The organism is Massilia sp. Root133, assembly GCF_001426525.1.
GTDB lineage: Bacteria > Pseudomonadota > Gammaproteobacteria > Burkholderiales > Burkholderiaceae_D > Telluria > Telluria orientalis.
This window is the reverse complement of record NZ_LMEW01000031.1, coordinates 192,372-215,892: the sequence shown is the minus strand read 5'-3', so window position 1 is coordinate 215,892 and position 23,521 is coordinate 192,372. Positions and strand designations below refer to the sequence as shown.

The window sequence follows — 23,521 nt, the reverse complement described above, 5'->3', positions numbered from 1 at the left end:
CCCGCCGAGGCGGCACCGGCCGCCCGTTCGGGAGGCTACATGGTCGAGGCAGGCGACATCATCACGTTGACGGCGGGCGCCTGGCGCCTGCAGGCGCCGCTGGGCGGGTCCAGCTACGGCCAGGTGTGGCGCGCGGCGTCCGTGCTGGACGGCACGCCGGCCGCGGTGAAACTCGTCAACCGCGCGCAGATGGACCTTGCGTTGCCGCCCCAGCAGGTCGTCTGGCGCGCGTGCTTCGACGCCGAGATCGCCTTCCTGCGCGGCCTGCAGCCATGGGACCAGCGCCACATCGTGCGCCTGCTCGACAGCGGCGAACACGAGGGCCAGCCCGCGCTCGCGCTCGAACTGCTGGACGGCGACCTCGCCGCCCACGTGGCGACGTTGCGCAGCCGCGGCGACGGCCCCCGCATCGGGCAGGCCCTTGCGTGGACGGCGCAGGTGAATGCCGCGCTGGCGAAGGTCCACCAATACGGCTGGCGCTACCTGGATCTGAAGCCGGCCAACCTGCTCGTCGATGCGCACACCGGCACGCTCAAGCTCGCGGACTTCGGCACCAATCGCCCCCTGCAGGACAGCGCCGCGCATTCGTATGCCGGCACCGCGGCGTGGCAGGCGCCGGAACAATTCTTTCCCGATGACGCCGGCCGCTACCGGACCGACGCGCGCAGCGACTATTTTGCACTGGGCGCCCTGCTCTACTGGCTCGTCGCCGGCATCCCGCTGCGCTTTTGCGCCGCCTGCGCGGATGCCTACCGGGCCCGGGGCACGGCAGGCGCGGCGGCACTGCGCGCACCCGCGATCCTCGCGCCGGACGAGGCCGCGCTGTTCGCCGGCCACGGTGGAGACGCGCCCGTGGCGCTGCTGCGCGCGCTGCTGGCGGCGCGTCCGGAAGCGCGGCCGCGCCATGCGCTGGAAATCAGCCGCCTGATCGCGCGCGCCGCGGCCGGCGCGGACCCGCTGCGGAGCGCGGCATGAGCCGCACCCGCCTTGCCGCCGGCGCGCTGCTCGCCGCCCTGTGCGCGCTGCAGATGCTCGCGCTGCTGCGCGCGCCGGCCGCGTGGCTGCCCGCGCAGGTCGCACTGACGTTGGCGCCGGGCGCGGCGCTCGACGTCGACCACGCCATGCTCGGCGCCCCCGCGGCGGATACGGGCCGCCTGCGGCTGGGGCGCAACCGGAATGGCACGTGGTGGGCGGCGGACGACGGCACGGGTGCCCCGCTGCGCGTCCAGGACGGCAACCGCCAGCGCCGCAGCGGCAGCGTCGTCCTGAAGCCCGGCCAGCAATTCCAGTTGGGCGTGCTGCGCATGCGCGTCGACGCGGCCGGCGGGGACGCCGTCGACCTGGCGGCCGGCGCCATCCGCTGGCGCTACGACGGCGCCCTGCTGCGCCGCGACGGCAAGCCGCAAAAGGCTTGTCCCGACGCGCGCTTCGCGGACGCGTGGAACCGGATCGTCCCGCGCGCGCTGGCGTTCGGCCGCCCGCTCGTCTTCGGCGGCAACCTCGATTGCGGCAACCGCATCGCGATCGCAGGCTTGCCCCTGCACGCCGCCGGCATCGCGCGCAACGACGACGGTTTCCTGCTGGGCGCCGCACCCGCCGTGCCGCTGCTGCTGGAAGACGACCGCGGCGCGGCATTGCTGGCCGGCCGGCCGCTGCGGCTGGCGGCCGGGCAGACGCTCGTCGCGGGCCGCACGCGCCTGCTGCTCGCCCCAGGCGGCGACGTGCTGCGGCTGCACCCCAACGGCCACGTCGCCCTGTATGCCGACACGCAGAAGCGCCTGCCGGCCGGCGTCGCATGGACGTGGACGCGGCGCGGCCCATGGGATCTGCCGCCACACGCCGCGCTGCCGCTGCTGGCCGTCCTCGGCCTGGCCCTGACGGGCGCGCTGACGGCCCTCGTTCTGAACCCGGCCAACCGTTTGCGCGCGGGTGCGGCGGTCGGCTTCCCGCTGCTGCTGGCCGGCAGCGGCGCCGTCCTGTTCTGGCTGCAGCGCACCGGCACGCCGGCGGGCCCTGGCCTCGGCCTGCTCGTGGCCTGGGCTGCGCTCGCGTTCGCGCTGCTGGCGCCGCGACGGCTCGAACCGGTCCTCGCCGCCGCGCTGCCGCTGCTGGCCGTGGGCCTGCTCGCCCAGCTGGACCTGGGCCTCGGCGCGCCGGACACCGCCTGGCTGCGCCACTTCCACAAGACCACGGCGCTGCTCGCGCTGGGCGCCGGCGCCGCGACATTGGCAAGCGTCGTGCGCCCGGCGCGGCCGCTGCCGCAGGCGCGCATCGAACTGGCGCTGTTGCTGCTGACCGGCGTCGCGCTGCTCGCGCTGCTGCTGCAGGTCGCGTACGGCGACGAGACCGGCGTGTTCGACCTGCAGCCCGTGGAATTCGCCAAGCTGGCGCTGGCCGCGCTGGCCGCGCACTGCCTGGCGCTCGCCTGCGCGGACGGTCCCGCACCGGGCGGCGCATGGCGGCGTGCCCTTCGGGTCGGGGCGCCCGCGCTGCTGTTCATGCTGCTGCTGGGCGTCGCGCTCGTGCAGGTCGACGACTATTCTCCGCTGGTGCTGCTCGCGCTGTGGGGCGGCACGATGATGCTGGCGCAGGCGCTGGCCACGCGCCGCCGCGGCACCGCGCTGGCGCTCGCGTGCGTCGCGCTGGCGGCCGTCGCGACGGTGGCCCTGCTGCGCGGCGCGGGCGCCGACGGCATCGCGCGCTGGGATTTCTATGCGGACCGCTTCCTCGTCTGGCTCGATCCCGGCACGCATCCGCACACGGGACAACAGTTGCTGCTGGGCGCCCGCGCCATCGCGCAGGGCGGCTGGGTGGGCGCCGACGGCGCGTTCGGCGTCACGGTGCTGGGCCGCGATCCGGGCTTCGCGCTGCGCATTCCCGCCGTGCAGGACGATTTCGCCGCGTCGTTCTACCTCGCGCGCCACGGGCTCGCGGCCGCCGTCGGCCTGTGGCTGCTGCAGGCGCTGTTCCTCGCCGCGCTGCTGCGCCTTGCCCTGCGCTGCTGGCTGGCGGGGGCGAACGCGCGCGACTTCCGCGTGGCGTGGCTCGCCCGCCTGCGCTGCTTCTTCCTGGCCGGCGGCGCCGCGTTGGCGTTCGGCCACTTCCTGCTCTCGTGGGGCACCAACCTCGCGATCTTCCCGGTGATGGGCCAGCCGATGAGCTTCCTGTCGGCGGGCGGCTCGCACCTGCTGTTTTTCATCTGCCCCCTGCTAGGTGCCGCTGCCGCCAGCAGCCAAACTTTAGAGGAGAACGAATCATGCCGGTCTACGTCCAACATGAAGCCCTAGGCAAGATCAACGACGTCTTCGACGCCCATGCCATCTGGCAGGCGCCCGGGCTGGCGCTGTTCGCGCGCCGTCCGCTGCTGCGCGACCTGCTGGAACGCTCGCCGCGCGAACAGCGCGGACGCGCCGCGACGCGCTGCTTTTCCCACATCACGCTGGTGCTGCCGCAGGAAGAGGTCGACGACGACCGCCACCTCACGCGCGGCGCCCGCGTGCGCGACCTCGCCGAGTCGCTGTCCGCGCTGCACCGCAAGGATTTCGGCGACCTGCTGCAGGGCGACGACGTCCGTTACCACGTCGTCGGCGCCGACCGCCTGGAGCCGGGCGAGGTCGAAGTGAAGTTCGGCCATGCCGTCTACCTGCCCGCGCCGGGCGAGGCCGTGCAGTACACCGTCAGCGTATCGCGCGACAGCGCCGTGTGGAAGACCGTCTGCCCCATCTACCCGAACCAGAGACTGACCCTGATCGGCCACGACGCGCACGAAGCGACGTACACCGCGCCGGGCTGGCCGTTCGGCGCGGAAGGCGCCGTCCTCCTCATCAACGACGGACCGGACTCTCCGCTCGAAGTGCAGGTGCGGCCGAAGGACGCCTTCGACTGCGGCTACGACGCGGCCGCCGGCTACTGGACGATCAAGTCGCGCCGCGGCGCCGTCGACGCCACCGGCGCCGCGTTGCGCCTGCTGCTGCGGGTGACGCCGAACGCGACGGCCCGCGCGCCGGCGCCGGTCAAACCTGCGTCGGCCCGCCCCGCCGTGTGGAAACCGCGTGCCGTCCCCGACCCCGAACTGACCGCGGTGCCGGTGGCGCGCGCCCCGGCACCGCCAACCGTCGACGCCACGTACGCCCCCGTGTCGCGCCAGCGCGTCACGCTGGCCGCGCTGGCGCTGCCGCGGCTGTCGCGCTATCGCGAAACGGGCGCGCAGGCGCTCGAGATCAACCTGAACCGCGCGTTCGTCCCGTCGACGCAACCGTCGGACACGGTCATCGGCTTCGCCGTCGACGACCAGGACCAGCTGCAGGCGATCACGCAGGCCGGCCGCGAACGGATCGCCGTGCCGGCCGCGTTCAGCCCCCTCGACGGCACGCGCGTGGAACTGGCCGCCTGCGCCCCCGCACTGGCCGACCGCTACTGCGCCCTGCTCGTGCTGCCGCAGCCGCCGGCGCTGCCGGTGGCGCCCGGCGCGCGCTTCACGTTCGGCCGGGGCGCACCCATGCTCGCGGCGCTGCGCGTACTGGATTCGCCGGCCTTCCTGAAGCATGCCGCCGGCACGCCGCCGTCGAGCGCCGACCGCCTGGGCCTGTCGCGCGACGCGTTCAGCTTCGAAGCGGGACCGGACGGCTGGCGGATCGCGCGCCTGTCGCCCACGCAGGCCTTGTACCACCTCGATGACAAGCTGGCATTCGTCGCCGCGATCGACACCGCGACGCCGGAGCAGCCGTACCGCCTGCCGGCCGGGCACCACCTAGTCGCGGGCCATTACGTGCTGCGCTTCGATGCGTGAGGCGGCCATGGCTTCGTGGCTCGTGTGGGCCGGCGCGCTGGCGGCGACGCTCGTGCTGGCCGCGTGGTGCACGCCGCGCGGATGGTGGCGCCGGCCGAACCTGCGGGCGCTGGCCGTCGTCGCCGGCGGCACGCTCGGTGTCGGCCTGCTGTTCTCCACGCTCCTGCCGGCCGCGCCGGAACCCGTGGCCGTGGCCGTGGCAGCCGGCCCGGCCGCCGGCGCCCGCTACCTGGTCGTCGACGACCTGAACCTGCGCGAGGACCGCGGCGTGGGTGCCGCCCGCATGCGCGTGCTGCGCGCGGGGACGGTCGTCAGCGCGACGGGGGCGACGGACGGCGACTGGTGGCGCGTGCGCGTGGAAGGCGGCGTGGAAGGCTGGGCGAGCAGCCTGTGGCTACGCCGCACCGACGAGCGGCATTGACAGGCGCATCGGGTTGTAGCGCACCTTGTCGACCTGCATGGGCGCCGTGCGTTCGAAGCCGAGCGACGCGTAGAAGGGCACGGCGAAATTCGACGCATTCACGGTAAAGAAACCCGGGTGCCCGGGCCCGAGCGCCGCCGCGCGTCCCGCGTCCCACAACGCCCGCGCGATGCCGCGCCGCTGGTATGCGGCGTCGACGAACAGGTGGAACACGTGCGTGCCGCCGCGCACACCGATGAAGCCGGCCAGCACGCCGTCGACGACGGCCACGTGGTAGACGAAGCCGGCGTCCAGGTTGCGGCGCAGGCCCGCGGCGTCGTGCTGGGCGAGGAAGCCGGCGGCGTCCTCCGGCGCGGATTCGTGCAGGAAGAACGTCTCGGCGGCACGGCGCAGGACCGCGGCGGCGGCCGGGATGTCGGCGGGTTCCAGTAGGCGTATTTGCATGCGTCACAAGATAACACGGCAGCCTTGTCGAAACGTCACGTTGGGAAAACCACGCGGGCATCCCCTGCCGCGTTGACCCGGCCGGGCCGCGCACTTAGACTGGCCCGATGACGACATCCAGCTTCACCCCGGCGCAGACGGGTACGCAAGGCCGGCGCAAGGTCCCGCTGACGCAACCGCTGCGCCATGCGCGCTACCGGCACCTGTGGTGCGCCAACCTGGTCTCCAATCTCGGCACGTGGATCCAGACGTTCGCGGCGGCCTGGCTGATCGCGTCCAGCTCGCACTCGGCGTCCACGACGACGCTCGTGCAGACGTGCACGTACATCCCGATCTTCCTGTTCGCGCTGTTCGCGGGCGTCGTCGCGGATGCCGTGCACCGCCCGCAATTCCTGTTCTTCTGCAACCTGTTCATGGCCGGCTGCGCGTGCACGCTGGCCGCCCTCGTCGCCTCCGGCCATGCGCCGCACGCCGTCGTGCTGATGGTGCTGTTCTGCCTCGGCTGCGGCTCCGCGTTCATGTGGCCCGCGTGGCAGGCGGCGATGTCCGGGCTCGTCGAGCCGGACGAAGTGGAAGCCGCCGCGACCCTCAACAACCTGTCGTACAACACGGCCGCGATCATCGGCCCGGCGCTGGGCGGGGTCCTGTTCAAATGGATCGGCCCCGGTCCGCTGTTCCTCCTCAACGCGATCTCGTTCGTGGGCCTGCTCGCCATCTACCGCGCCTGGTGGCGCGCCGACCGCTCGCACGTGAAGCCCTGCGCGGGCTATGGCGCGCGCCTGCGCGAAGGCGTGCGAACGGCGTTCGGCTGCCCGCGCTACCGGCGCATCCTGCGCAACGTGGCCACCGTGTTCTTCGCCACCATCGCCTTCGCGGGCCTGCTGCCCGTGTTCGTGCGCGACGTCCTCCGGATGGACGCCAGCGTGTTCGGCACCCTGATGGGCAGCCTGGGCGCCGGCGCCGTGCTGGCCGCATTCTGCCTGCCCGCGATCCGCGCGCGCGTCGACAAGACCAGGATCCTGGCCGCCGCGCTGGCCGTGTACGGCACGATGCTGGCCATCCTGCCCTTCCTGCATACGCTGGCGCTGCTCATCCCGCTGATCGTGGTCGGCGGCATGGCCTGGTCGGCCGTCGTGTCGACCCTGAACGCGGCCGCCCAGCTGTCGTTCCCGGCGGACGTGCGGGCGCGCACGCTGGCCATCTATCTCGTCGTGATGGCGGGCGGCTACACGCTCGGCAGCCTGTTCTGGGGCCGCATGGCCGACGCCTGCGGCGTGCGGTTCGCGATGGCGGCGGCCGGCGCGTGCGTGCTCGTCAACGCGGCCGTGTTGCTGACGGGTGGACGGCAAAACCCCATCTAATCGAAGCTTGGTCTTCTGGCATTTGCGGTTAGAGTAAAGGATGCCAATTTCTCCCTTCATTGCCGGGCTGCGCTTCGGCCCCCTGGACGTTGCGGCGTGCTCGCGCCTGGGCGCCGGGCCGCGCCGGCGCGCGGAAAACCAGGACAACCTGCTCCTGATCGACACGGACGGCGACGCCGCCTGGCTGCAGGACCAGGCCGTGCAGCGCCGGACACTCCCCGGCTGGCGTCGCGGCCACGCGCGACTGGCCGTGCTGGACGGCATGGGCGGCCATGGCCACGGCCGCGAAGCCGCGGAAGCCGTCGTCGCCGGCCTGCTCGCGCTGCCGCCGTGCGCCACCGGCGCCGAGCTGGCGCGCCGCCTGGACGCGCTGCACGCCGACCTGCAGCGCCATTTCGCCGACGTGCCCGGCCCCCGTCCCGGCACGACGCTCACGCTGCTGGAACTGCGCGCGGACGACACGCCGCTGCTGTACCACGTGGGCGATTCGCGCCTGTACGAGATCACGCCGGCACGCGCGGCGCCGCTGACGGTCGACCACGTCCCCGCCACCGCCTATGCGATGGCAGGCCTGCTGGGCGAAGCCGACTGGTGGCGCCAGGTCCATGGCGAACACCGGCCGCAGATCGCCCAGGCCTTCCTGCTCGGGAACGCGTTCGCCGACCCGACGCGGCTGAACGACCCGCTGTACGAACTATCGCCGCTGAACCTGCCGTCCTGGCTGTCCGGGCTGGCCGACCGTCGTCCGCTCGCGCTGCGTCCCGGCGCCTCCTACCTGCTGGCGACGGACGGCCTGTGGTCGTGCTCGGACCCGGTCGGCTGGGCCGGACAATGGCCGCAACTGCTGGCCGGCACCGCCGACGCCGCCGCGATGCTGCGCGCGCTGATGGCGGCCTACGACGCCCATCCGGCCGCATTCTTTTATCCGGACAACGTCAGCGCCATCCTCGTGCGCGTCCCTGGCGCGGCGCGCGACGAGACCGCATTGCCGGGGGCATGACTGTGGTAAATAGTGCATCTTGGAAAAAAGTCTTGCTCAACCATGAAATCCGCGCGCCGCGCTACGCTACAATCGCGTAAGCTGAGGTCCGACGACCCGTCCACAGCCCACATCTGCCGAACCGATAACCGCCCATGAAGCGTTGCAGCAGTCCCGATCACCCGCATTGCACCGTCTGGGTCGCCCCGGGCGAGGCGCAGTGCGCGCACGGCCACCGCCAGCCCGCCGGCGCGGTCGATGTGCTCGGCTCGAGTTTCGAGATGCTGAAACGCGTACGCGCCGCAGGACCGGCGCGGATACCGGCGCCGATCCAGGCGTCGCCACCCCGGCCGCACCTGCACGTGAGCGGCTTCGACCCGCGCGCGGCCGGCGGCCGCCAGGCGATCAAGCTGGAACTGCGGGGCATGCCGGACGACGCGCCGGCGCAACTGACGCTGCTGCTCGAATCGAAGCTGTTGCCGATGGGCGCCGGCCAGTTGCAGTTTTCGCGCACCTTGCGCGGCGACTGGCGGCCCGTGTTCGTGGAATTCTCGTCGCGCGGACGGGAACATGGCCAGTACCGCGTCGACCTGGAAATCCATGCGCGCCACCCGGCGCGCACATGGGTCGCGACGCTCGTGCTGCTCGTGCCGCGCCCGGACGCGTCGCTGGGCGAGATCCACCAGACCTATCTGTCCACGCACAAGAACGTGCGCATCAGCGCCGACGATGCCGCCATCGCCCGGGTACAAGGCCTGGCCGGCGGCGGCGCGATGGACATCGACATCGAGGCCCGCAACGCCTCCATCGCCCAGCTGAACCTCGATGGGAATGCCGGCGGCAAAGTGGCCGTCGGCCTGCCGACCATCGCGTGGGACGAAGACCTGATCGAGATCGACCTGCCCGCCGAGCGCGCGGCGCATCCGTGCCCGGCGAGCGTCGGCTGCCTCGTGTACGCGGAACCGGACGCCGGCGCCCAGCGCCACGTGCGGCTGTTCGCGCTGGACGAATGCGTGCTGGGCCGCTTCGACACCGTCGGCGCCGAGGCCGACCTGCTGCTGGAACACCATGACGGGAACGGGCCCGAACGGGATGGCCTCACGCGCCGGCTGTCCGCGCGCCACGCCGTCATCCGCCCCGCGCGCGGCGGGTTCGAGATCGAGGACGTGTCGCGCTACGGCCTGTTGCTGGACGGCGCCTGGCCGGGCAAGCACGTGCCCGTCCCCCTGCGCCTCGGGATGCGCATCGAATTGACGGCCAGCATACGCGGCGTGGTGACGTTCGTCGTGACCGCGCTGCACGCGCATGCGCTGACCCTGCACCGCGTGGATGCCGGCGGTGCGTCCGAGTGCTTCGTGCTGCTGGCGCCCGGCGTCGTGCCCGAGCCGGCGGCGCAGGGGGCCGGCGCCCTGCCGCGCGCGGCGGGCATGCCGGTCCTGTTCCACCGCGACGGCGGCTTCTGGCACGTCGACCCGGCCAGTGGCCAGGAAACCGCCATCGGCCCGGCCACGGTGCTGGACCGCCTCGCCCGGTTCACGGGCCGCGTGCGCTTCGCGGCCAGCCCGCGTCCCGAAGACCATGCCGAACGCACGGGCGACCGCCGGCGCGCGCACGCACGCCTGCTGGACGCCTGATCAGCCCGGCCGCAGGATCAGGAAGATCAACGCCGCGCCGGTCAGCAGCACGGCTTCCAGCGACAGGACAATGAACGGGATCTGGATATCCTTGGGAATTCGCATGATCGCCTCCTCGTTTGCAGAGTGCGATTCATTATGCGCTCAAGGTAGAGACACAGCGAATTTCCGCCGCGTATCGTGTTGGCTACATCAGGTCGCGTACGATACGAAAACCGACAATGTCGTTCGACAGCGCGGCCGAAAAGCCGTTGCGTAGCGCCGAGCGCAGGTAGCGCGGGTTGTACAGCCAGGAGCCGCCGCGCAGGATGCGGCGGGCCTGGTCGCCGTCCTCCTCCCACGCGCCGCCGTCGAGCGGCGCGCCATGGTAATTGTCGTGGACGACATCCTGCACCCATTCCCACACGTTGCCGTGCATATCGAACAGGCCCCAGGGATTGGCGGCGAACATGCCGACCGGCGTCGTGCCGCGCCGGTACTCGCCGCGCGGGCCGCCGTTGTACGTGAAATTGCCGTCGTAGTTCGCCTGGTCGGTCGTGATCCTGTCGCCGAACGAGAACGCCGTCTTCGTCCCGGCGCGGCACGCGTATTCCCATTCCGCCTCGCTCGGCAGCCGGTACGACTTACCGGTCGCTTCGGACAGCCAGCGCACGTAGCGGATCGCGTCGAACCAGTTTACGCCGACGACGGGATGGCGGTCGGTCTGCGCGAAGCCCGGTGCGTCCCAGTCGGTTTCCCCGCTCGGCCGCCAGCCGGTGCTTGCCACGAACACGCGCCACTCGCCGACCGTCACGGGATAACGGCCCATCGCGATCGGCTTCTCGATGCCGACCCAGTGCTGCGGCAGCTCGCGCGCCAGCCAGGCCGGCTGCGAGCCGGCTTCCATCGCGACCTTCCGTTCGTGCTCGGGAGAGCCCATCTGGAAGCGGCCCGTCGGCAGCAGCACCAGTTCCGGCCCCCTGGCGTCGCCGCCGAGGAAGCGGTCGCGCAGCACCCCTTCCGTGTCGGCGACGGGGCTGGCCGGCGTGGGCATCAGTTGCGTCAGCACGGCCTGGGCACGCGCCGCCTCTTCGAGCCGGGCGCGCTTCTGTTCCGCGATGTACGCCGCGGCCGCCCTGGCCTGCACGAGCTTGCGCTGCGCTTCCTCGCGCTCCAGTCTCGCCTTTTCCGCTTCCGCCGCACGCCGTTCCAGCAACTGCTGGCGCAGCGCTTCCTTGCGCGCCGCACGCGCCGCTTCCGCCGCCTGTTTCGCGGCCCGTTCCTGTTCGCGGCGCTGGCGGTCGAGCTGCGCTTTTGCCGCGGCTTCCGCCTGGGCCTGCGCCAGCTTGCGCGCCGCCAGTTCGCGTGCGGCGCGCTCCTTGTCGATGGCGTCCGCCGCGGCCTGCGCCGCCTGCGCCGCCTGCGCCGCCTCGTCGACGACCGGCGCCGCGTGCAAGCGCGCGAGCAGATCCGTCACACTCGCCGGACGCTCGTCCGGGTCCTGCGCAAAGCCGGCGCGCAGCACGGCCCACTGCGCATCGTTGAATGCCGCCGGCCTGGCCGGATCGGCGCCGACGGGCAAGGACCCCGTCAGCATTTGATACAGCATGACAGCGACGGCATACACATCCAGCCCGCGCGCCGGCGCGCCGCCGGCGCCGCTGGCTTCCGGCGCGCGATAGCCCGCCGTGCCCGAGCTGGCCGGTGCTTCCAGCGCGAGGCCGCCCGCGCGGGCGCGCGCCGCGATGCCGAAGTCGAGCAGCTTGACGTCGCCGCCGCGCGCGAGGAACACGTTGGCGGGCTTGATGTCGCGGTGGACGAGGTGGTGCCGCTCCCACGCGTAATCCAGCGCGGCGGCCACGGGCGCCAGCACGTCGAGCGCGCGCGCCAGGTCGAGCCGGCCCACGCGCGCCAGCAGCGCGTCGAGGTCCTCGCCGTCCAGGCACTCCATGATGATGAAATAGCTGCCGGTCGCCGGGTCCTGGGCCCAGTCGTAGACGCGCACGATGTGCTGGTGCGCCAATTGGCGCGCACGTGCCGCTTCCTCGATCAAGAGCTTCGCGTGCAGCGAGTTTTCCGTGAGCCGGGGCGGCAGGATCTTCAGCGCGACCTGGGCGCTGTGGCCCAGTTCCGCATGCGTGGCGAGGTCCGTCGCCTGCCACACCTCGCCCATGCCGCCCTGCGCGATCAGGCGCTCGAGCCGGTAGCGGCGGTTCACCGGCCCCACTTCCTGCGTGGCCATCAGGCCGATCTCGGTGCCGGCGCGCACCGGCAAGTCGACCGGCGCGTCGGCTGGATACGCCGCGTCGAGGATCGCGTTCTTGCGGCTGTCGAATTCCTGGCGGCTCAACAGGCCGTCTTCGTGCAGCGCGCGCAGTTCGCGCAGCTTGTCGATCGCCGTCTGCATCATCCCCGCGCCGGCAGCGGCGCGCCGCACGTACCGCAGAACCGGTCGCCGGGCTGGGCGCCCGCATGACGGCAGATTGCCCCCGCGATCAGCGCGCCGCCCAGTTGCGCCTGCGTGGCCAGCGCCGTCTTGTTGACGTCGTTCTGCAGCGCCAGCAGTTCCAGCTGGTGGCGCCGTTCGCGTTCCAGTTCGTCGTTGCGCCGCGCGCGCTCGCGTTCGACCTGTTCATCCGCGAGGCGCGACGACGTCAGCGCCGCCAGCTGCTCCGCGCTCATGCCGGCCTGCGTGCGCGCCTTCAGCACGTCCGCCAGCAGCGCGGCATTGGTCGCGCCGGCCACGACCAGTTTCGTCGTGTCGTCCACGGCGCCCAGCGTCTCCATGCGGCGCAGCTCGTGCGCGCGCTCGGCCGCGAGCATCTCGGCCTGCAGCACGGCCCGGCACTCCTCGCCATCCAGCGCCACCCGCTGCAGCGCCGCATCGGCCTCGATCGTGCGCAGCAGTTTTTCGTGCTGGGCCAACGCGTCGGCCTGCGTCCCGTCGCGGCGCAGCGCTTCCACGCGCTGGCGCACGGCTTCCACCTCGATCGACTCCTCGCGCTCCGCCGCCCGCAGCCGCAGCGCATGTTCTTGCGCCTCGATCTCGCGCGCGCGCCGCGCCGCGTCTTCCTCTACCGCGTGCAGCCGTGCCAGTTCCGCGCGCTGGCGCGCCGCGTCCTCGATGCCGCGCGCCTGCTCGATCTTGTTGCGGATCTGCTGCTGCAGCAACTGGTGCGCGAAGCGCTGCGCGGCGACCGTGCGCGCCTGCGCCGCGTCCTGGCGCGCGAGGGCGACCTCTTCGCGCATGTGCACGGCGGCCAGTTCGCGCAAATGGGCCCATTCCGTTTCCTGGTCCGCGCGCGCGCCGCGTTTCTGCGCCAGTTCGTGTTCCAGTTCCGCGACGAGGTCCTGGGCGCCCCGTTCGATCGCGTGCTTGCGCGAACGGGACTCGACGATGCGGCCATACAGCTCGATTTCTCGGGCGCGGATCGCCTGCGCGCGCTCGGCGTTCTGCAAACTCATCTCCGCGCGCTCGATGCCCGCGCCCTGGCGCAGTTCCGCACGCCGGTGCGCCAGGCGCGCCTGGCTTTCCTCGCGCGCGATGCGGCGCCACTCGTCGTCCGAATACAGTTCGTCCAACTGGCGCGCATGCTCGACCTTCACCCGCTGCTCGTCCACGGCCAGCCACAGGCTGCCGATGCGGGCGCGGTTGGCGTCGAAGCGGTCGTGGCGCAGCGCCAGCGTCTCCACCCGGACGATGGCGAGGCCGTAATCGGCGAGCAGGGTGGCGAGGCCGCCCTGCAGGTGCTGGTCCAGTTCCGGCCGCAGTTCGCGCTGGCCCGCCATCTCGCGCAGCGAACGGGCGGCGACGAATTCGCCCGCCAGCTGGCGCACCGGCTGCAGCAGCAGTTCGCGCAGGTGGTCGGCCTTCACGGTGCCGGGCATCGTCATAAAATGGCGCGCGAACGCGGGCACGCTCTCGATCCGCACGGACAGCGCCAGCCGCGCGGACACCTCGAGATGTTCGGCGCTGACCAGGCCATCCAGCTCGAATTCGACCGGCAGCGCGCTGCTCCTCGTGACGAGGATCTCCGCATGCTGGTCGCGCAGCAGGTGGTTCAGGCGCGTAAAGAAGCCTTCGATCTCGTACTCGCCCTGCGGCACTTCCGTGGCCTGGTCGCCCTGCAGGATGTAGGCACGCGCCGTGGCGGGCACGCGCAAGGTCTTGACGAATACGCCGGACAGCGCGCGCACGCCGAAGAACACGGCCAATTCGTCCGGGCCGGGCACCCAGCGGTTCTCCACCAGCACCGGCTCGTTGCGCGGCGTGCCGAGCATCAGGCCGCAGGCGGTGCAATAGCCGTCCGCCGCGCTCGTCCCTCGAGAACAGCGCGGGCACTTTGCCCCACCCAATCCAAACATCCGCAACATCGTCGACTCCTTCCGGCTCACCTGCAAGCCTACATCAAATGATTCCGATCCGCTCCACGCACGCCACGCTCGCGCCGCGCGCACGGACGTCGTCCGCGAAGCCGGCCGGCAGCGCATCGCGCCACGCATGCGGCAGGAGAATACGGTCGCCCGGCCCGGCTTCGCGCAGCAGCAGCGCGCATTTCGGCGCGAGCCCGTCGACCGTATCCACGCGGCCCGCATGCCAAGAGTCGGAGCAGCCCGTCGCCAGCAGCCGCGCACGCGGGATGAATTCGCGGCCGCGCGCGATGCGGTCGGCCAGCACGAGGGCCAGTTCGTACGAGCGGCCGGCGAACGCGGCGTCGCTGAAGCGCACCGTCGTGCGCCAGCGCCCGAGACCGCGGCCATCGAAATGACGCGCACCGGCCAGCGCCTGGCGCACCGCCAGCTGGCGCGCGGCGTCCGCGCCCGCCACGGCGATCGTCTGTTCCTCCTCGATGCGTTCGCCCTCCAGCGGGTGCACGCTCACCTCGACCCAACCGAGGCCGTCGCCGTCTCCCCCGCTGTGCAGCGGAAACCACGCGCGGGCGCTGGACACGCGCGCGCCGGGATCGGGATGGCCGTCCAGCTGGCCCAGGTGGGACAGGCCGTCCGGCCCGCCCAGCAGCGCGTCCGGCGACGCGTTCGGCGCGTCGTGGCCGTCCACACGGCCCAGCTGCCACGCATCCGACCAGCCGTTGGCGACCACGTCCCGTCCATGCCACACGCGGCGCACGAGTCGGTCGGCCAGCACGAACGCCAGTTCGCAGTCGCGCCCCACAGGCAACCGGTCGACGCTGAGCACGACCTGGTCGCGGCTGTCGATCTTCGCTTCCGTGTGGCGCGCGAGGCGGACCACTTGCTGCAGGCGTTCGGCCAATGCCGCGTCGCCCGGCACGGTGCATTTGACGTCAGCGCGGCCCGCGCGCTCGCGCCGCGTGGCCGTCACGGTGAGCAGCGTGCCGTCGGGCAGGCGGGTGCGGCATGCGGCCTGTTGGGGTACGTTCATGCCGCCTCCGCGACGTGTTTCGCCGCGCGCCGGCCGGCGCAATCGGCTTCGAGGTTGGCGACGATGCGCTCGGCCTCGTCGTACAGCGCGGCCAGGCGCTCTCCCTGCGCGCCTTCGAGGCGGGCCAGCAGCGCCCACGCCTCGTCCAGCGCGACGGTCGCGCGGCGGCTGTGGCGCATGCGGCGCAGCTGCTCGTCCAGCGCGAGCGGCTGCCCGGGCGCGGCCAGCACGAGGGCCGGCATCGTCGTGATCTCGACGGACAGGCGGTCCAGGCGCTGCAGCAAGGCCTGCTGCTGGCGGAACTGTTCCTGCCCGTTCGGCAGCGCGCCGAAGCGCAGGCCGCACATCAGGCAAGGCAGTTCGAGGAACAGCCGGCGCATGGCCTTCGCGTCGGCCAGGTCCGGCACGACCTTCTCCGCCACGGGTGCGGGCGCCGCGGCCGCCGTGCTTCCGGCTGCGCGCGCGGCGAGTTGCGCCGCGTAGTCGATGCCGTCCAGTTCGACGGGCACGCAATCGTCCACGGTCAGGCCAAAGCGCAGGTACAGCAAGCGGTTCAGGCCCTGGCGGAACGCATTCCACTCGTCGATGTCCGCGCACGGCGGCAGTTCGAGCGCGCCCTGTTCCAGCGCGCTGCGCACCGCACTTTCCACCTTCATGCCCAGCGCGGCCAGGTCGACGCGCCCATCCGCTTCCGCGGCCAGGTACAGGTCGAAGCGCTTGCCCGCGGCGGCGGGGTCCTGCGGGTCGATGGCGAACGTCGTGCGCAGGCCGATCTCGGGCGCCTGCGCGTACGGGACCACGGCGATCGTGTACGGCCCCGGATGGAATGCCCAGGCGAGTTCGCCGGGACGCAGCTCGACCTTTTTCCCGGCCGGCGTCGTGGCGCGGCGCGGGCGGCCGTCGGCGTCGACGATGACGACGGGGCAGCCCGCCGGCGCGCCGCAACCGGGCGACAGCGGCAGCGCGACGGCCGTGCGTCCCAGGGTGCAGGCATCGTGAACGGGCGCGGCGCGCTTGAAGAATGGGATCATGGTGTGTCCGCCTCCAACGGTTCGACGGTGAAACGGGCGCCGTGCGCCTGCAAATGGTCCGAGGGTGCGGCGGCAAACGGCCAGGCGGCTTCGCATTCGCCGTCCGCATCGAGCTGGCCGGCGAACACCACGCCGCCGGCGCCGTCCACGACGCGCAGCGGCGCGCGCGCGACCAGCAGCGCTTCCGCGAACGGGGCTTGCGGCGCCAGCTGCAGGACCGTGCGCCAGCTTGCGCCGGCCGCAATGAAATGCAGGGTCCACCAGCCGTCGTCCGTCACGACCGTTTCCGGTGCGCCGCTGCTCGCGGCCCGCAGCGCGCCGCGGCTGCCGCGCCACGCGGTCGATGCGGCGGCGCGCCGCGCCAGCGCGAGATGGCGCAGCCGGCGCGCGGTCAGCGGCGATGCCTGCAGCGCGGCCCGCTCGCCGGACGTCAGCGGCCGGCTGCCGTCCAGCGCCGCGGCCAGCGTGGCATCGTCCAGCATCAGGCGGTCGCCGTCCTTGCGGCGGGCCAGCAGCAGGGCTTCCTGCAGCCGGCGTGAGCTCGTGTCGTTGCTATGCATCGCGTCCTCGCTTCGTGTCAAAGGCGGCCGTCATCCGGGCGATCGCCGCGTCGCGCCGCTTGCGCAACGTCGGCAGCGACACCTCGGCCAGTGCCGCCAGCTGCTGCATCGTCGGCAGCGCGCCGGTGGCCGGGTCGCGCCACGCGTCCGGGTAGGACGCGTCGTCGGGGCCCAGCAGCTTCGCGTACACGGCCAGTCCCACCGGCAGGCCCTCGGCCGCCAGCAGGCCGTCCGGCACCGCTTGCGCCACATAGCCGGGGGGCAGTGAAACGCTCAGCGCGAGCGTCTCGAGGCGCGGGTCGGCTTCCTCCGGCGCCGGATCGGGTTCCGGCGCCGCAGCGTCGAGCGCATCCTGCCGCGCTTCCAGGATCCGGTCGGGGCCGGGCGTCGCCGCGCTGTCCGATTCCTGCAGCACGCGCCAGTAATCTTCCACCCAGACCGACGCGTCGTCCAGGTCCTGCAGCCAGTCCTCGTCGCGGTTGGCCGACAGCTGTTCGTAATCGCCGATCTCGCGCAGCATGGCGGCGATGCGGTCCGGACTCGTCTTCAGGCTGGCGAAGCGCTTGGAGCGCGTGTGCAGCGGCCCGGGAGCGCCGCCGAAGTCCTCCAGCGAGGCGCTCCAGCGCAGGATCCACTCGGCGCGGCAGTCGTGGATCGTGCGCAGCTGGCGCACTTCGATGGGGTCGGCGCCGTCCGCGATCGCGCGGCCGAGGATCGCGCCGACCTGCGCCCGGTGCGCGCGCCAGTTGGCAAACAGGCGGGCGATGTCGTGGTAGGCGGTGTCCAGCATCCGGTACGCGTACATACGGTTCGGGCTGCACGGACGGCCGCAGGCGGCCTGGTAGTTGTCGGCGTCGACGCGGTCGCGCAGCACGGCGTACATGTCGTTTACCTTCTTGCGCAGGAGTGCGTCGCCGGCGGGACCGTCGGCCAGCGCGGCACACAGGGCGTCCCAGTCGGCCGGACGGGCGCGCAGCTCGACGACGAGCGTCACCGCCAGCTCGTGCACCGTGTCGCCGTAGCCGTTGCCGGCCGCCCGGGCGCGGGCCCCGTGGCGCTGGGCCGTCAGCTGGTCCGTCATGCGCTCCACGTAGTCTTCCAGGTCCGGATGTGCGCCATCGAGACCGCGCAGCGCGGCGAGCGAGCACTGTCCCAGCAACTTGCGCACTTCTTCCCAGCCCGGCTCCTGGTACCGGGTTCCCGGCAAACGCATAAATCCTCTTCGATGTTCGGCCGCTAATAGCAGGACCATAAGGGCACCTGAAAAACCGTCGCAGCAGGTTTTTGACGTGTCCGCAACAGATCATGCCATAGAAACACATCGTTGAGGCGCGCAGATGAGCGGCAAATACCCCTCAATTCGACCCGTTGGCGGCGAGCGCCCCCAGGACGGCCGCCGCGACGGGCGCCGCATGCGCGCCGCCCGTGGCTTCCGAGCGGCTGACGAAGACGGCGACCGCCAGCCGGTGCGCCTGCCCCGGCACGCTGTGCGGCTCCAGCCAGCCCGTGAACCAGACCGTCGCCAGCGATCCGTCGCCCACCGGCGCCGTCCCCGTCTTGCCTGACAGGCCGCGCCGGATGCCGGCCAGCGCGGGCGCCCGGAAGGCCCCGGCCGCCGTGCCCACGTCGACAACGCCCTTCATGCCCGCGCGCACACGGTCGAGGCGCACGCCCAGGGCCGGGCCGTTCGACGGTGCGGCCGGTTTGCCGTCGAGTTCCCCCAGCAGGTGCGGCACGATCGCCCGCCCCTGCCCGACGGCACCGGCGACGAGCGCCATCTGCAGCGGCGTCGCCTGCATGCGCAGGCCGATCGCCATCTGACGCAGTTCGTGGCGCGTGTGGACCGGGTCGATGGCGGCCGGCGTCGCCTGCAGCGCGTCCCACGCCGACCAGCCGCCATCCGCCGGCAGCAAACCGCCGTCCAGCCGCAGCGCCTGGCCGAAGCCGAGCCGGTGCGCCATCGCGACGATCGGCCGGACCGGGTCCAGCGCGCCCGGTTCCAACGGCTGCAGGTCGGGCACGCCGCCGTCGGGCCGGCCGAGCAGGCTCCGGTCGGACAGCTCTCCCGTCCACGCGAACCAGGTGTTCAGGCTGTAGGTCAGTGCCTGGGCGAGGCCCAGCCGGCCGTCCTGGGCGCGCCGGTCGAGGCCCTGGTCGCGGAAGTTCGTGATGCGCACGCGGCCGTCGACCGGATACGTCGGCGCATCGGTGCGGAACGCGAACCCTCGTTCGTGCGCGGCGGCATTGATGCCGGCGAGCGGCAGGCCGTCCAGCAACGCGTCCAGCTGGCGGTCGGACTGTGCGGCCAGTTCCAGGCCGAGGGCGCTGACGATCTTGAACGTCGACCCCGGCGCCCGCTCCGCGCCGCCGTCGTGCTGCAGCGCGGGCAGGCGCAGCGGGCTGGCGGCCGGGTCGACGCGATCGAAGTCGCGCGCCTCGCGCCAGTTTTCCTGCGTCACGGCGGGCATGCCCGCCCCGGCCGCGGCGAGGATCGCGCCCGTCTCCGTGTCGAGCAGGACGACGCCCGCCTGCCGCCCCGCGGGCACCGGACCGGCGCCCGTGCAGGCGCGGCCATCCCAGTGCCCGCGCCGCATCGCGATGCAGTCGAGCGCCGCCTGCGCGGCCGCCTGCAGGCGCAGGTCCAGGGTGATCCGCGCCGTGTGGCGGTCGCCCGGCACCCGGCCGAGCGACGTGGCGACGCTGCCCGCCTGGCCCGCGCGCACGCCCAGCATCGTGGCGAGGCCGGCCACGCGGGCGGCCTCCGTCGGCGCACCGTCGCGCCACAGCGGGATGCCGTTGCGGTCGCCCAGCACGACGTCCGCCAGCGGCACGGACGGACGCGGCGCGGCCGCGCCCAGCGCCTGCCATGCGAGGCGGCCGTCGCGCGCGACGAGGTGGCGGTAACGCGCATCGCCCGGCGTGGCCAGCGCACCCTGGGCCAGCGGTTCCGCATCGATCACGATGTCGGCGGCGTCGGGCAGCAGGTCGAGCACCTGCACCTCGTCCGGCGCAGTGCACGCGCGGCCGTCGCAGCCCGGCTGCGGATCGGTGCGCAACCGGGCGCCGGCCACGTGGCGCAGGCGGCCTGCCAGCATCAGCCGGAGACTCGCCGTCCCGGCGGGTACGGTCAGGCGCAGGCGGGCCACGCCGCCGTCCGCCGGCCACGCGCCGATCCGCTGCCACGGCGCCCAGCCCTGCGGCAGCCGGGCGAACAGGCGGGCGGTGGCGGGGGGCATGTCGTCGGCCAGCGGCACGGGCACCGCGGCCGTGCCTTGCACGACTTCCGCGCGCCACCCGGCGGTCGCGCCGGCCGGCAGGCGCCACGCGAGCAGCCGCCGCTCGGCATTGAAGACGCGGACCTGTTCGCGCACGAAATCGCCGTCGGCGCGGCGATACAAGCGCTCCAGCAGCCGCAGCGCGTCGCCGTCGAGGTTCACGTCATCCCACGGCGTCTTGCCGGCCGCGCGCCATGCGGCGAGGTCCGGCGGGGCCAGTTCGGCCAGGCCGTTCGCACCCAGGCGCACGAGGCCGCGGGCCTGCAGCTGGGCGAACAGCTGCTCGTCTTCCAGCGTGGCCGCGGGCGATGCCGGCACGCGGTAGCCGCCCGGCGCCAGCAGCGTCTCGACCGGTTCGCCGTGCGCCGGCACGGCGACGACCAGCGCGCGTGGCGTCGGTGCGGGGCGGTACAGCTGCACGAAGAGTTCGCCGGCGGCCGGGCAAGCGTTGCTCGGCCGGTGGCGCAGCCGCAGTGCGCCGTCGCGCCACGCCAGCCAGCCCTCGCTGCCCGGCGCGAGCCGTGCCGCGGCGCCGACCCACCGCGCCTCCCCGTCCCAATGCACGTCCAGCGGCGCCCCGGCGCGGCCGTCGACGCGCACGCGCGGCATCGGGCGTTCCGCCAGCAACACGTTGCGCGGGGAAGCGAGGCCTGCCGCGTCGGCGAACGTCCAGCCGATCCGCAGCGGCAGCAGGCGGCCGGGACGCGTGCGGTCGGCGAGCTGGTCGCACAGGTCGACACGCTGCGCCGGTCCGCCGCGCATGCCCGCCAGGATCAGCAGCGCCGCGCCGCCGTGCATGTGCATCGTCACCCCTGGACTGTCGGGCACCGTGAACGCGACGCCCGGCAGCACGGCCGTCAGGCGGGAAGCGCCGTCGCCCATCGGCATCGCGCCGGCAGCGGCCAGCCAGCGCGCGTGCACGACGATGAGCGCGGCGCCCGCCACGGCCAGCAGCACGCAGCCTGCCGTCAGCCAGCGCAGCGGCGCGGGCCCGCGTGCGCGCGGCTGCGCCGCCACGTGCGTGCGCGTGCCGGCACGCAGGTTGCGCGCGCGCCGCAAGCGCGTCCGGTTGGCCGCGACGGCCTCGACGAGCGTTCCGATCATCGCTGGGTTCTCCCTCGTTGTGTCCGTGCGCGCCTAGCCGGGGGCGGATGAAAGCCAGTCCCGCATATCTGCGCTTCGTCCCGCATTTCGTGCGGTTCGTCGCACGCAGGTGGAGACCAGGAACCCTTGTGGCTACAGTACACACATCGACAAGCGCTTCATCACCCAACGCCGCATCCAACCCCGAGGAGAGCATCATGAACGTCATCAAGCACATGGAAGCCGCCTTCATCGTCGCACTCAGCCTGGCCGCCGCCGGCGGTACGGCACTCGACAGCGCCAAGCCCGCACAGGCGACCGCACCCGTCCTCGCGACGACCGCCGGCATCCCCGTCGTGCACGTCACCGCCAAGCGCCTGACGCCGGTCGAGAAGCAGCAGATGCTGGCGCTGGAACGCGTGCGGAGCCGCGCATGATGTTCAGCGCGGGGACGGTCGCCACCGCCGTCCCCGCACACAATCTGTTTCAGATGTAAGAGTCTGCTTCAACCGCTGAATCGTTCTGCCCGCCGCGCTATATTGGTCACATCCGCAGTCCGGATTGGAGACCGACATGAAACGCCTCGCACTTGCCACCCTGATCGCCATCGGCGCCGCCGCCGCACCGCTTCCTTCCATGGCTTACAGCAATGTCAGCCTGACCATCAGCACCGCCCCGCCGGCCCCGTTGTACGAACGCGTCCCCGCGCCGCGCCACGGCTATGTCTGGGCACCCGGCTACTGGGCCTGGTCCGGCCATCGCCATACGTGGGCGCCGGGTTACTGGGTCGCCGAGCGTCCGGGCTATGTCTACCGCGCACCGGCCTGGTACCAGGGCAATGGCGGCTGGTACATGCAGCCTGCCGCGTGGACGCCCTACGGCCCCGATCGCGACCGCGACGGCGTGCCCGACCGCTTCGAGCGCCGCCATGACCGCGACTACGACCGTGGTTCGTACTACAACGACCGGCCGTACTACCGGGACCGCGACCGCGACGGCATCCCCGACCGCTACGAGCGCAACGGCCGCCGCTGGGACGAAGACCGCGACGGCGTGCCGAACCGCTACGACCGCGACCGTGACGGCGACGGTGTGCCGAACCGCTGGGATCGCCGGCCGGACAATCCCTACCGCCGCTAATCCTGAAAACAGCGCCCCGGCGCTGTTTTTCTTTGTAGTATCCTCTCGGCATGAACAACTTCCCCGACCTGGCAAGGATCGCCTACAAGACCGAGCGCGCGGCCAGCCGCCGCCTGGCGCTGGCCGAAGGACTGTCCGCCGACGTGGCGCTGCGCCGCACGCTGGAACTGGCGGCCGGCGCGGCGGGCCTCGCCGCCCTCGTCGAGGTGCGTACCGGCATGCTGGCCGCCCAGGCGGCGCGCGATGCGGCCCGCGCCTCCGCAAAAGCCGCCGCGACCTCACGGCGCGATGCGCAGCCGACCGCATGGCGCGCGTGGTTCGACGGCTCAGCGAAACCGAACCCGGGCCGCTGCGGCATCGGCGTGCGGATCGAAGGCCCCGACGGCCATGTCGTCGAACTCGCCCAGCCGGCCGGCCACGGCAACAGCAGCGAGGCGGAATACCGCGCGCTGATCGCGTTGCTGGAAACGGCCGCCGCCCACGGCGCGCACGAGCTGACCATCCACGGCGACAGCCGGGTCGTGATCGACGACGTCACCGGCCCCGACCTGTACGCGGCGCCCGCCCTGGCCGGCTATCGCGCCCGGGCGCTGGCGCTGCTGGCCCTCCTCCCCGACGTGCGCCTGCGCTGGGTGCCGCGCCACAAGAACACCGGGGCCGACGCGCTGTCGCAGCGCGCCCTCATTGACTTAGAGACCGATGCAAGCACTCCATCCTGAACTCGACGGCTGGCGGCCCCGCCTCGCCCAACTGGCCGCACAGGCGGTCGCCGACCAGGGCCCCGACGGCGCCCATGACCTGAACCACTTCGAACGCGTCTGGCGCAATGCGCAGGCGCTGCTGGCGCACCACGACCAGGCCGATCCGCTCGTCGTGCTGGCGGCGTGCTATCTGCACGACCTCGTCAACGTGCCGAAGGACGACCCGCGCCGCAGCATTGCATCCCGCCTGTCGGCCGAACTGGCCAGCGAGCGGCTGGCGGCGCTCGGCTTTCCGGCGGACAAGCTGGCCGCCGTCGCCCACGCGATCGAAGCGCACAGCTTTTCCGCCGCCATCCCCGCGACCACGCTGGAAGCCCGCATCGTGCAGGATGCCGACCGCCTGGACGGCCTCGGCGCCGTCGGCCTCGCGCGCATGTTTTATATCGCGGGCCGCATGGGCAGCGCCCTCGCCCACGGCAGCGATCCGCTCGCGCTGGACCGGCCGCTCGACGACAAATCGTATTCGCTCGACCACATCGACGCGAAGCTGGCGCGCCTGCCGGACATGATGCAGACGGACGCCGGCCGCCGCCTCGCCGCACAACGGCTGGCGATCCTGACGGACTTCCGCAGCGCCTTCGCGGCCGAATGGACTGGCATCCCGCACGTGGCAGCTTGATCGAAAAGCACGCAGTTGTCTGCCGGGCAATCGGTGCTACCATA

Annotated in this window: 19 protein-coding genes; 11 read left to right on the top strand and 8 right to left on the bottom strand. The window is 72.7% G+C overall.

Features of this window, described 5'->3' with window-relative positions:
- The first annotated feature begins 39 nt into the window (after positions 1–39).
- Genes ASD28_RS19025 through ASD28_RS19010 form a run of 4 tightly spaced genes read left to right on the top strand, consistent with a single transcriptional unit; the run spans position 40 to position 5,210 of the window.
- Positions 40–975: a hypothetical protein gene (locus ASD28_RS19025; RefSeq protein WP_056131573.1), complete on the top strand. Its 936-nt coding sequence runs from the start codon at positions 40–42 to the stop codon at positions 973–975.
- Positions 972–3,287, top strand: coding sequence for an FtsW/RodA/SpoVE family cell cycle protein (locus ASD28_RS19020; protein WP_056131570.1), 2,316 nt, complete (start codon positions 972–974; stop codon positions 3,285–3,287). The genes ASD28_RS19025 and ASD28_RS19020 overlap by 4 nt, the downstream gene beginning before the upstream one ends.
- On the top strand, positions 3,257–4,789 hold the full coding sequence (locus ASD28_RS19015; RefSeq protein ID WP_056131569.1) for a hypothetical protein: 1,533 nt from the start codon (positions 3,257–3,259) through the stop codon (positions 4,787–4,789). The genes ASD28_RS19020 and ASD28_RS19015 overlap by 31 nt, the downstream gene beginning before the upstream one ends.
- A 7-nt stretch (positions 4,790–4,796) precedes the next feature.
- Positions 4,797–5,210, top strand: a complete 414-nt coding sequence (locus tag ASD28_RS19010) for an SH3 domain-containing protein (RefSeq protein WP_056131566.1) — start codon at positions 4,797–4,799, stop codon at positions 5,208–5,210.
- On the opposite strand, the gene ASD28_RS19005 is transcribed toward ASD28_RS19010, so the two are convergent.
- Positions 5,184–5,654: a GNAT family N-acetyltransferase gene (locus ASD28_RS19005; protein ID WP_056131563.1), complete on the bottom strand. Its 471-nt coding sequence runs from the start codon at positions 5,652–5,654 to the stop codon at positions 5,184–5,186. The genes ASD28_RS19010 and ASD28_RS19005 overlap by 27 nt on opposite strands.
- 107 nt (positions 5,655–5,761) lie before the next feature.
- Here ASD28_RS19005 and ASD28_RS19000 point away from each other — a divergent pair, with 107 nt between their 5' ends.
- The 3 genes from ASD28_RS19000 to ASD28_RS18990 all read left to right on the top strand — a co-directional run bounded on the left by ASD28_RS19000 (position 5,762) and on the right by ASD28_RS18990 (position 9,628).
- Positions 5,762–7,015, top strand: a complete 1,254-nt coding sequence (locus tag ASD28_RS19000) for an MFS transporter (protein ID WP_056131560.1) — start codon at positions 5,762–5,764, stop codon at positions 7,013–7,015.
- A gap of 40 nt (positions 7,016–7,055) precedes the next feature.
- Entirely contained in the window at positions 7,056–8,015 is a 960-nt protein-coding gene (locus tag ASD28_RS18995; protein ID WP_056131557.1) for a PP2C family serine/threonine-protein phosphatase, read from the top strand.
- A 134-nt stretch (positions 8,016–8,149) separates the two neighbouring features.
- On the top strand, positions 8,150–9,628 hold the full coding sequence (locus tag ASD28_RS18990; RefSeq protein ID WP_056131554.1) for an FHA domain-containing protein: 1,479 nt from the start codon (positions 8,150–8,152) through the stop codon (positions 9,626–9,628).
- Between the two features lie 187 nt (positions 9,629–9,815).
- On the opposite strand, the gene ASD28_RS18985 is transcribed toward ASD28_RS18990, so the two are convergent.
- From ASD28_RS18985 to ASD28_RS18955, 7 genes are all read right to left on the bottom strand, one after another.
- Positions 9,816–12,017 carry a bifunctional serine/threonine-protein kinase/formylglycine-generating enzyme family protein gene (locus ASD28_RS18985; RefSeq protein WP_056132492.1) on the bottom strand — a complete coding sequence of 734 codons (2,202 nt, stop codon included), beginning with the start codon at positions 12,015–12,017 and terminating at the stop codon, positions 9,816–9,818.
- Positions 12,014–13,981 carry a hypothetical protein gene (locus ASD28_RS18980; RefSeq protein WP_056131551.1) on the bottom strand — a complete coding sequence of 656 codons (1,968 nt, stop codon included), beginning with the start codon at positions 13,979–13,981 and terminating at the stop codon, positions 12,014–12,016. The genes ASD28_RS18985 and ASD28_RS18980 overlap by 4 nt, the downstream gene beginning before the upstream one ends.
- Before the next feature lie 34 nt (positions 13,982–14,015).
- Positions 14,016–15,008, bottom strand: a complete 993-nt coding sequence (locus ASD28_RS18975; protein ID WP_056131547.1) for a hypothetical protein — start codon at positions 15,006–15,008, stop codon at positions 14,016–14,018.
- Positions 15,005–16,039, bottom strand: a complete 1,035-nt coding sequence (locus ASD28_RS18970; protein WP_056131545.1) for a hypothetical protein — start codon at positions 16,037–16,039, stop codon at positions 15,005–15,007. Before ASD28_RS18970 ends, ASD28_RS18975 begins: the two co-directional genes overlap by 4 nt.
- A complete protein-coding gene (locus ASD28_RS18965; protein WP_056131542.1) occupies positions 16,036–16,599 on the bottom strand; it encodes a hypothetical protein in 564 nt (187 codons plus the stop codon). Before ASD28_RS18965 ends, ASD28_RS18970 begins: the two co-directional genes overlap by 4 nt.
- The gene (locus tag ASD28_RS18960) at positions 16,592–17,812 is read right to left on the bottom strand and encodes a hypothetical protein (RefSeq protein WP_056131539.1); all 1,221 of its coding nucleotides are present in this window, start codon (positions 17,810–17,812) and stop codon (positions 16,592–16,594) included. Before ASD28_RS18960 ends, ASD28_RS18965 begins: the two co-directional genes overlap by 8 nt.
- Before the next feature lie 142 nt (positions 17,813–17,954).
- Positions 17,955–20,978 (bottom strand): penicillin-binding transpeptidase domain-containing protein, encoded by a 3,024-nt coding sequence (locus ASD28_RS18955; RefSeq protein ID WP_056131536.1) that lies wholly within the window; start codon positions 20,976–20,978, stop codon positions 17,955–17,957.
- A 197-nt stretch (positions 20,979–21,175) separates the two neighbouring features.
- Here ASD28_RS18955 and ASD28_RS18950 point away from each other — a divergent pair, with 197 nt between their 5' ends.
- The 4 genes from ASD28_RS18950 to ASD28_RS18935 all read left to right on the top strand — a co-directional run bounded on the left by ASD28_RS18950 (position 21,176) and on the right by ASD28_RS18935 (position 23,477).
- Positions 21,176–21,394, top strand: coding sequence for a hypothetical protein (locus ASD28_RS18950; protein WP_056131533.1), 219 nt, complete (start codon positions 21,176–21,178; stop codon positions 21,392–21,394).
- Between the two features lie 136 nt (positions 21,395–21,530).
- A complete protein-coding gene (locus ASD28_RS18945) occupies positions 21,531–22,097 on the top strand; it encodes a binary toxin-like calcium binding domain-containing protein (RefSeq protein WP_056131532.1) in 567 nt (188 codons plus the stop codon).
- A 50-nt stretch (positions 22,098–22,147) separates the two neighbouring features.
- The gene (locus ASD28_RS18940) at positions 22,148–22,816 is read left to right on the top strand and encodes a ribonuclease HI family protein (RefSeq protein ID WP_056131529.1); all 669 of its coding nucleotides are present in this window, start codon (positions 22,148–22,150) and stop codon (positions 22,814–22,816) included.
- Entirely contained in the window at positions 22,797–23,477 is a 681-nt protein-coding gene (locus ASD28_RS18935) for an HD domain-containing protein (RefSeq protein WP_056131526.1), read from the top strand. Before ASD28_RS18940 ends, ASD28_RS18935 begins: the two co-directional genes overlap by 20 nt.
- The last annotated feature ends 44 nt before the right edge of the window (positions 23,478–23,521 follow it).